This window comes from Paracoccus sp. R12_2 (assembly GCF_017744015.1).
Lineage (GTDB): Bacteria > Pseudomonadota > Alphaproteobacteria > Rhodobacterales > Rhodobacteraceae > Paracoccus.
This window is the reverse complement of the sequence record NZ_JAGHRA010000031.1, coordinates 1-9,422: the sequence shown is the minus strand read 5'-3', so window position 1 is coordinate 9,422 and position 9,422 is coordinate 1. Positions and strand designations below refer to the sequence as shown.

General features: G+C 60.3%; 5 protein-coding genes and 4 pseudogenes. 4 read left to right on the top strand and 5 right to left on the bottom strand.

The genetic code is table 11. From position 1 onward, the window contains the following. The 3 genes and pseudogenes from J7359_RS19565 to J7359_RS19555 all read right to left on the bottom strand — a co-directional run. Positions 1–298 (bottom strand): annotated as a pseudogene (locus tag J7359_RS19565) (nitrite reductase large subunit); the annotation flags it as partial. A gap of 13 nt (positions 299–311) precedes the next feature. Then, a complete protein-coding gene (locus tag J7359_RS19560; RefSeq protein ID WP_209059810.1) occupies positions 312–1,517 on the bottom strand; it encodes a nitrate/nitrite transporter in 1,206 nt (401 codons plus the stop codon). A 723-nt stretch (positions 1,518–2,240) separates the two neighbouring features. Next, positions 2,241–3,845, bottom strand: coding sequence for a winged helix-turn-helix domain-containing protein (locus J7359_RS19555; protein WP_209059807.1), 1,605 nt, complete (start codon positions 3,843–3,845; stop codon positions 2,241–2,243). On the opposite strand from J7359_RS19555, the gene J7359_RS19550 reads away from it, so the two are divergent. The 3 genes and pseudogenes from J7359_RS19550 to J7359_RS20120 all read left to right on the top strand — a co-directional run. Then, complete coding sequence (locus tag J7359_RS19550) at positions 3,828–4,895, top strand: alpha/beta hydrolase (RefSeq protein WP_209059801.1); 1,068 nt, start codon at positions 3,828–3,830, stop codon at positions 4,893–4,895. The genes J7359_RS19555 and J7359_RS19550 overlap by 18 nt on opposite strands. 450 nt (positions 4,896–5,345) lie before the next feature. Further along, complete coding sequence (locus tag J7359_RS19545; RefSeq protein ID WP_209059793.1) at positions 5,346–5,906, top strand: hypothetical protein; 561 nt, start codon at positions 5,346–5,348, stop codon at positions 5,904–5,906. Positions 5,907–6,306: 400 nt separating this feature from the next. Continuing rightward, positions 6,307–7,292, top strand: a pseudogene (locus J7359_RS20120) (ISL3 family transposase); the annotation flags it as partial. Positions 7,293–7,318: 26 nt separating this feature from the next. Here J7359_RS20120 and J7359_RS19530 read toward each other — a convergent pair. Further along, positions 7,319–7,672, bottom strand: a pseudogene (locus J7359_RS19530) (integrase core domain-containing protein); the annotation flags it as partial. 136 nt (positions 7,673–7,808) lie between these two features. Between J7359_RS19530 and J7359_RS19525 the strand changes: the two are divergent. Further along, positions 7,809–8,903: pseudogene (locus J7359_RS19525) on the top strand (IS110 family transposase); the annotation flags it as partial. Between the two features lie 46 nt (positions 8,904–8,949). On the opposite strand, the gene J7359_RS19520 reads toward J7359_RS19525, so the two are convergent. After that, positions 8,950–9,422: integrase core domain-containing protein (locus tag J7359_RS19520; RefSeq protein ID WP_247740551.1), on the bottom strand; the 473-nt coding region annotated here is incomplete at its 5' end.

Genomic DNA, 9,422 nt, shown 5'->3' with positions numbered 1-9,422 from the left:
ATTCGGCGCTGCTGTGATTGGAATGGACCACGCGGTTTTCGCGGTCGATCTGCACCACCGCCTGCCCAAACCGGCAATCGACGCCGTGGGCCCGATACCAGTCCTCGTCATGTGTGACGATCTGCTCGTATGTCTTCTCGCCCGATAGCACGGGCGACAGCATCAGCCGGTTGTAGTTGCCGCGTGGCTCGCCGTTGAACAAAGTCACCCGCCAGGCGTCCGGAGCGGTGTCGAACAGATGCTCCAGCAGGCGGCCGGAGGCCATCCCGGCGCCGATGACGACCAGTTTCTTCTTCATGTCTTGCTCCTACTCAAGCGGTTTGCAGCGCGGACGGACGGTCCGCTCGGCGGATCACAGCGTGCATCCAGATCGCACAGGCGGCGACAAGCACGAAAAGGACCATGAAGCAGCTGGACCATTGCCCGGTCGCGTCCTTCAGACCGCCAAAGACCAGCGGCAGGATAAAGCCGCCGAGCCCGCCGATCATGCCGACCAGCCCGCCAACCGCTCCGACGTTCTGCGGGTAATACGTGGGGATGTGCTTGTAGACAGCGGCCTTTCCGAGACTCATCACGAAGCCGAGGGCGAAGATAACCACCAAAAAGACAGTTAGAGATACGCTCACTGACAGAATCGCGGTCGCGACCAGTGCGACCGCGAAGGTTGCATACAGAACCTTGCGGGCACCGATCCGGTCCGAAAGCACGCCCCCATAAGCCCGGAAGATCGAGGCCGGGATCGAGTAGGCCGCGCCGACCATGCCAGCGGTTTTCACATTGAGGCCATAAACACCGATCAGATAGTGCGGCAGCCACAGAGCCAAAGCGACGAATGCTCCGAAGCTGAAGAAATAATATGCCGAGAAGCGCCAGACCTGAAGATTTCTCAGCGGTGCAAACTCGGACTTGAGGCTGCGCAGCGGTGCGGCTCCACCCTGTCGCGCAACCGTGACCGGGTCATCCTTGCTGAAAATCCAGAAGATGATCGCCGTCACGGCCAGCCCCAGCGCCCATATCTGCGCTGTGGCCTGCCAGCCCAAAGCGACCATCACGAAGGGTGCTGCGAACTTGGTTACTGCGGCACCGACATTGCCGACCCCGAAGATGCCAAGCGCCGTCCCCTGCTGCGCATGGCCATAGAAGCGCGAGACATAGGCGACGCCGACCGCGAAGGACCCACCGGCAACCCCAACGCCAAGAGCCGCAACAAGCATTTGCGGATAGGTTGTGGCCCAGCTCAATGCCAGCGTGGACAGTGCGGCGGTCAGCATCGTCAGCGTGTAGACAAGACGCCCGCCGAGGCGGTCGGTGGCGATACCGAGAACGATGCGGGTTAATGAGCCTGTCAGGATCGGCAGTCCGACAAGGAACCCGAACTGCGTATCGGTAAGGCTGAGTTGTTGGGCAATCTGGATGCCGATGATGGAAAAGATCGTCCATACGGCGAAGCAGACCGTAAATGCGAAGGTCGAAAAGACAAGCGCGCGGCGCGAGGCCTGCTGCGAAAGAGTGGACATGGGATGCTCCGATGGCTGGCGTTGATCGGACGGTACAGATCACGCCCCCAGGGACGTTTGACCGCACAGTCGAGATGTCTGAGGTCCGCGTCCTCGCGGAGATCGCGCCGCATCGTTGCGAGCAGGCATCTGGCACGCCACTGCGCCCAGCCCATGGCCTCACGTTCCCCGCTGGAGGCGCTGCGTGCAAGTGCCGGGCGATGGCAGGCGGCGTCGGGGGCGCAGGAAATCAGGCTGGTGCCCATCTAATCAGCGAAAGATACGCAAATTGCTTGATCAGCGGTCAGTCTGTCGACGGATCCGCGCCATGCGATTCGAAAACGAAGCCGTCGAAAAACCATTGGCGCGCAGGTTCAGTTCGCCTCGATCGGCAGGTATGATGCGGTCGCATAATCAGTCTCGCGAACCCACAGCGATACGCAGGGCAGATGCGCATCGGTTGGGCGCCGGTGATGACAAAATGAGCTGTCCGAAATGCGGCCGTGGAGACGTTTATCGCTTGACCAGTATCAAGACTGCACGTGCGCACCATGCTCGCCACGAATATTGCGGCTAGCAGGTCGGTTCCGAAGGTGTCTTTGCCCGCCGTTTCATGCTGGGCACTCCGCTGGCGGGCAGCACTGAGGGCGCCTGTTGCAAACGAGCGCGGTGCGAACAGGGGTGCGAGGGGTCGCCGTGGCTCGTTTGTATGGTGCTGGTGTAAACGAGTTCTTTCCCGCACTTTCAGATTCTTCCCGCGCGGCTGACAGGTACGCCGGCGAGCGCCGCACCTTGCCGAAGATCCTCCAGATCGTCAAATCCATCCAGCCCGACCGGCCCGAACATATCATCGATCACGAAGTCGCGGCGGGCCTCCCGAAGCAGTCTGCCAACCTCTCGGGCCTTGGAGACATTTCCCAGTAGCGCCTCTGCGGCGGCCAGATGGGCCAGGACCTCGGGCGAGCGCGGCGCATTCCTCAATGTCTCCACGCACAGCTGATAGTCCTTGGCCGAAAACGCCGCGAGACCGAGGCTGATTGTATATTTCGCGGGCCGTATCGGCGTCAGCTCATGTGCCCGTCGCGCCCAGGTCAGCGGTTCGTCCCCCCGCACGCCGGCATAGTGACTGGTCCATGCGGCAACCATCAGCACATCGGCATTGCCCGGCGCCAGTGCCACCGACCGGCGCAGCATTCGCCGTGCATTCTCAAGATCACCCTGCGCGCCCCGTTCGCGTGCAACGCGCCACAGCACCTCCGGATCGTCGGGGTCCAGCGCATAGGCCCGCTCGGCCGCGTCGCTGGCCTCTTGCCACAGCATCTGGCGCTCTTCCTGCGACGCCGCTTCCAAAGCCAGAAAGCTGAGGTTGAGCGACAGGAACGACCATGCCTTGGCGTAATCCGGATCCAGCGCGATGGCCTGCTTGAAATGCGTCGTCGCACGCGTGAACCCTTCGCGGTTCCAGTGATGCTTCGCCTCAAGCCCCAGCAGGAAATGGTCATAGGCATCAAGCGAGCCGGCTTGCCTTGCCTGTGAACTGCTCAACTCGGCCTGGGTGATCGCGCCGGTCAACGCACCGCCCAGAGGACCTGCGATCCGGTCCAGCACATCCGCCTCCAGATCCAGAAATCCCGTCTCGTCGCGGTTCCAGCGATCCGACCAGATGAGTTTTCCCGTCTCGGCATCCATCATGCGCGCCGACACCCTCATCGCGCCATCCTCGGCTGCCAGCGCGCCCGCCAGAATAAACCTTGCGCCAACGGCTTCGGCCGCCGGCAGCAGGGCGGAGCCCGCCAGCGTCTCTGTCGCCTCTGGCGCCACGACATCCAGCCAGTCATTGCGCGCAAGTTCCGTGGCAATTTCAACCGACAGCCCCGCGCCACGTCGCTGCCAGGTCTCGTCACCGGCCAGGGCCTCGAATGGCAGGACGGCGATGACAGGATGTCGGATGTCGCCGCCCGGCGCCTGTCTTTGCGACCAGACCGCGAGGGCGCCGAGTGCAACTGCAAGCACCAGCCCGGTCATGAGAGGCCATCGGCTGGGTCCCTTCTGAGCGGCACCGGTCGCATCCAGAAGATAGCCCTGCCGAGGCACCGATCTGATGATCTCCCCTCCATTCGCACCAAGCGCCCGCCTTGCTTCGGCGACGGCCTGATACAGCGAATCCTCGCTGACGGTCACATCCGGCCAGACGGCGTCCATCAACTGGTCCTTGGACACGACACGACCTTCCGCGGTCACGAGTGCCTGAATCAGCGCGCGGGCCTGACGCTTCAGCGTGACAGGTCGTCCGTCGCTCGTGGATAGATCGCCGCTCTCGGGGTCAAACTTGTGTTCACCAAGGTCCATGCCACGCTCCAGCTCCGACCATTCTACTGCCGGAACGTTGATTCAGAAAGAATTCAGATGCGCTTCAGGACAATCAGGGCGCATTCGGCTTTGCTTTTCCTCACCATCATTACGGGAAAGGTAAGGACAATGGGGCTCAACAACATCATGCAAATCCACGCACGCGCCGGCCTTGCCGTCGCCGCACTCTTGCTGTCGTCGGCATTGCCTGTCAGCGCCAACGAGATCGCCGTCGGGGACACCATGCTGACTTACGAAGATGCCGGCAGCGGGCCGGTGGTCCTGTTTCTGCATGGCGCGGTGTCGGACCTTCGGGTCTGGAGCGGCATCCGTGACCGTGTTGCCGAACAACATCGCTTCGTGGCCTATGATCAGCGGTATTTCGGGCCGGCCGAGTGGCCCGATGAGGGAGCCAAGTTCAGCGTCGCGACCCATGCCGAGGATCTTGCAGCGGTGATCGACGCGCTTGATGCCGGCCCGGTTCATCTGGTGACATGGTCGTACGGCGGCTTGGTCGGGTTACAGGCCGCGATGCGCCATCGGGACAAGTTTCGCTCAATTACGCATTTCGAGCCGACCGTTTCATCGCTGCATGTCGGACTGCCGGGCGAGCGTGCTGCAATCGTCCAAAAATTCACATCCTTCGGCGCCATGGCCGAGGCGCTGCAGGCAGGCGAGGAAGAGGATGCCGTCCGGCGGCTGATCGAGGCGGTGTTCCGGCTGGAACCCGGCGAGGCAGAGACACATTCCGATCTTGCGCAGCAGATGTGGGACGACAATGCGCGTACTCTTTCACCATTTCTGGAAGCCGTAGCCGCAGTGGAACCCATTGACTGCGACGGGCTTGCCGGCATCGAAGTTCCAACTTTGGTGATGCAAGGCAGCGACGCCTATGTGCTGGACGCGATGATGGCGGACGAGGTGGTGCGCTGTCAGCCCAAAGCGATAGGCGCGGTTCTCGAGGGCACCAATCACGGCGGACCGGTTCAGGACCCCGCAGCATTTGTCGATGCTGTGCTGTCATTCATCCAATCCACCGATAACCCCTAGCCCCGTCAGATCTCGATGGCCTCGGCGATCGCGAGCACATCTTCTAGCTCAACACCCTGTCTGATGATTGAGAAGGCCCCAATCGTCAGGCAGGATCGTCCATTCCCAAATGCACGACGGTCAGATCAGCGCGCAACCTTCACAACAGGCGCCATTGCCGCGTGAGCGGCTTCGTCCATGGGCCGTCTCCGCCAGGCATACTGACCCACCTGGGCGAGTCGACCGCCGCGCTGCCGCAGGTCCACTTCGAGCCCCAAATTGGCAAGTGCTGCAAACAGCATGAATGTCGGCTTCACGACCACAAGATCTGGCTCCGCGCGTCGTCGGTAAACCTCGCTGGTAGTGAACAGCTAACGTCACTAAAATTCTCGGGCAACGCCGCGGAGAGCGGCGCATGAACCCTCGCCATAGAGGTTTCGAATCGTTGGATTGGCACAAGGTGAACCAGTTATGTCACACGATGAGCGTCCAGTACTTTCCATCATCGTTCGGCGGTTCGCGCTAGAATACAAAGATGACATCTTGCATTCACTTGACCAACTGCAGCAAGCCGCTGCCGATCAGAAGGGGTATCTAGGGGATCACAATAGCCTTTCGAGAGAGAGCGACGGTTACCAGCTCGTGAATATCTTCGCATTCAGTTCGCGAGAGAACCTCGATAGTTGGGAAGATTCCGAGGTGCGGAAAAGTTGCCTGGCGGAATTGGACCGCCACCCACAGGAGGCAACGGAGCCCGCCCGATTCGACGACATCGCCCAACTTCTGCAGCCGGCATCGAAGATAAGTAAGATCGAGATCGTCGTAATCCTAATCTTCTGGATCGTCGTCTTAGGCGCTGTCTTGGGCCACCTTGCCGAATTTATTCTGCCTGAGAGTTTCCTTCGCACGGGACGCTCAGTTCTGCTGATTTCGGTCAATGTCGTTCTGATCAGCTACATCTTTCTTCCGTGGTCAAGCCATTGGGTGACAAAGCTCAAGGCACGACTTGCAGGAAGCACAGAAAACAAATGAAGCGTGCGCTCGCACAGTGCAACTTGCCGAGACGTCAGCACTGCTCATTGTGACCGGGCCGTCTGCTTCAGGAACCTTGAATGGCGGTATCCACGAGAGCCGCACAGCGGCGCCAATCGGTGGGCGCAATCTACGGCTTCTTGGCAGAGATCTGCTGAAGCCGCTCTGCAAGATGATCTATCAGTTCATACAGATGCGGCTCATAGACCATCGACAAGTGAATTCCGGCAGTTTCGATAGTCCTGGGTTCTGCCTCAATCTGTGTGGCGCAACTATCCTGAACCTGGAACTTTCAGGAGGGATAGTCGTGATCTCAAAAAAGCACTGGTCGCCCGGGAGCGATATTGCGGTTCAAAGCGTTAAGCGACGTGATTCCGGCGGGTGGCTTGTATCCGGCGTTTTGGCACCGAGTGGCATCTGCCCAGATTGTGGTTTGCATTCTCGGCGTCGTCACGGGTGGCGGCAAAGGCGACTGCAGGATTTGCCCGCACATGGCGACAAGGTAACAATCACACTCTGGGTCTGCAGATGGCGATGTCCCGCTTCAGCGTGCCCGCGGCGGACGTTTTCAGACTACACCTCGTCAATTGCGCATTCATTTGCACGTCGAACTTCGCGTGCTGATGACATTGTCGGTCATCTGGGGCACGCCACGGGTGGACGGCCTGCCGAGCGGCTCTTGCGCCGTTTAGGCGTCGGTGTCAGCAATGACACGGTGCTACGGCACCTCAAGCAGTGTGCGGAAAGCGCCGCCCCGCCGCCAACGGTCATTGGTATCGACGATTGGAGCTGGCGCAAGTCGCAAACTTACGGGACCATCATCGTCGATCTCGAGCGGCAGACCGTAATTGATATCCTTCCGGATTGGAGCGTTGAAAGCTGTGCGAGCTGGCTGCGGCATCACCCTGAGATTGAAGTCATCAGTCGGGATCGTTGTGGCGCATATGCGAAGGCCGCACGCCGCAAGCCCTGCAGGTCGCAGACCGTTTCCATCTCGTCCAGAACCTCCGCCAGGCCATTGAAGAGCAGATGAATATGCATGGCCGCGCCACCGGGCGGGCGCTATTGTCAGATGCCGATAACATCAGCACGGCCAATCATCTGCTGCGATCGCGTCTTGCCCATCGGAAATCACGTGAGGAGATTTTCGGAAACATCCATGCGCTTCGTGATCAAGGGCTGTCTTGTAGCGAAATTGGACGGCGGACCGGCTTCCCGCGTCGTAGGGTGGCGAAGTGGTTGAACTCCGACTCGCCACCAGACCGCCGCCGAGCTGCATTGAAGCCTACGTCGCCGTGGTATTTTGAGGGCTTACTGGCCGATCACTGGAAACAGGGTATCAGGTCCGGCCAGGAATTATTGATCGAAATTCAACGCCATGGCTATTGACCTGCCCCCCAAGGCTCCCTCATTCATAACGAGAGTTTGCAGGTCTGGTTTTCATAGTTCTGGTCGTCGATTTGGGCAAGCGCGCCGGGCGTGGAGCCCTCAAATTGCTCAAGCGTCCGGCGCGCTTCTGCGGGTGCTTGGTTCCCGAGCGATGAGTGCGGCCTGACGTTATTGTAATCATATCGCCAAAGCGCCAGCTTGCGCCGGGCGTCGTCCAGGCTGTCGAACATCTCCTCGTTGAGGAGTTCATCGCGTAGGCTGCCGTTGAAGGATTCGATGAATGCATTCTGCTGTGGTTTGCCCGGGTCGATATAGTGCCAATCCACATCGTTCGCGTTCGCCCATTTCAGGATCGCCCGGCTGGTGAACTCCGTCCCGTAGCACGTCGGGAAGAAGCGCTGTTTTGAGGTTATGGCCACGCGCGCAGCCCTCAGATAGCGCAGCGGGTGGCCATAACCGGGTCTCAGGTCTCAACAGTGGTTTTGCAGAACCACACCGCTGAGGAGACCGGCTATGACCGCCACCGATACTACCGCTTCGACCTTGCTGGTCGCCATCGACATTTCCAAGCATCGCCATGAGGTGCTGATCGGCGTCTCTGGCAAGAAGCGCCGTCGCCGATTGACGATCCTGAACACGCTTGACGACTTCCAGCGTCTGTCCGCAACGCTTGCCAGCTACGCCCTGCCGGTACGGATCGCGTTCGAAGCGACCGGCAACTACCACCGCACGTTGGCGCACCATCTCGGGCGAGCCGGGTTCGAGCTGAAGCTGGTCTCCTCGGTTGGCCTGGCTCGCACGCGGGAGGCTCTGCACAACAGTTGGGACAAGAATGACCCGAAAGACGCCCAAGTCATCCTGCACATGCTCGAGATCGGCGCCGTGCAATTTTTCCATGATCCGATGGTGGTTGGGACCGCTGATATCCAGGAACTGTCAAAGACCCACGAGATCGTCTCTCGGTCGAAGACCGAGCTGTGGCACCGCATTCTCACCCACTACCTGCCGCTGTATTTTCCCGAGGCCGAACGATTTCACCGCAGCTCGAGGACGGATTGGTTCCTGGCATTCCTTGAGAAGTACCCATCGCCACATATGATCTCGGCCATGAGCCGCGAGGCCTTCGTCGCCGATGCCTGGGATGTCGTTGGCCGCAAGGTGTCCAAAGAGCAATTGCTTTCAGATATTTACGCCACTGCAGCCGCTTCGGTCGGCTTGCCAGTTCATGCGGATTCTGACGCGGTGCGCATGTTCCGCCTTGTTCTTGCCGAGGGGCGAAGCCTCGTCCGGCAACGCGATGTGATTGAGGCACGGGCTGTCGAGTTGCTGTCGGACCTGCCCGACTATCAGCTGCTGACCACCATTCCCGGCGTCGGCCCGATCAACGCAATGACCGTCTTGGCCGAAGCCGGCGACCTGCGTCGGTTCCGGCATCATCGACAGTTCCTGAAGTTCTGCGGCATGGACCTCGCAACCGTCCAGTCTGGCATGTTCCGCGGTCAGAGCCGGATCTCGAAGTACGGTAATGCCCGGCTGCGGCGCACGCTCTGGATGGCCGGCCAGACCGCTGTTCTCAAGCGTGTCCGTCGTCAGAACATTTGGCGCAACTCGGGGCGTGGATTAGCGGAGAGCGGGCCTCGTCTTTGGGATGATGTTATGCGGCGAGCTTGCGGTGCTGCAAGCGCCGATATTCGAGGGTCTTTCGTTTGATCCTTTCACGTTGTTGGAGGATGGCCGGCGCCCTGCCGAAGTAGGCGTCGGCGGGCGTCACGTTGTTCAGGCTCTCGTGGTAGCGCTGGTGGTTGTAGTGCTCGACGAAGGCCTCGATCTGGGCCTCGAGGTCGCCGGGCAGGAAGTAGTTTTCGAGCAAGATGCGGTTCTTCAGGGTCTGGTGCCAGCGCTCGATCTTGCCCTGGGTCTGGGGATGACACGGGGCGCCGCGGACATGGCTCATCTTGTTGGCCTCGATGTATTCCGCCAGTTCGCCAGCGATGTAGCTGGGGCCGTAGCATGTTGGGAATAGCGCGCCGTTGAAGGTTATGGCCGCCTGCGCAGCCACCAAAATTGCGCAGCAGGCGGCCATAACCGGATCTCGGGTCTCTATGGTGGTTTTGCGAACCACACCAC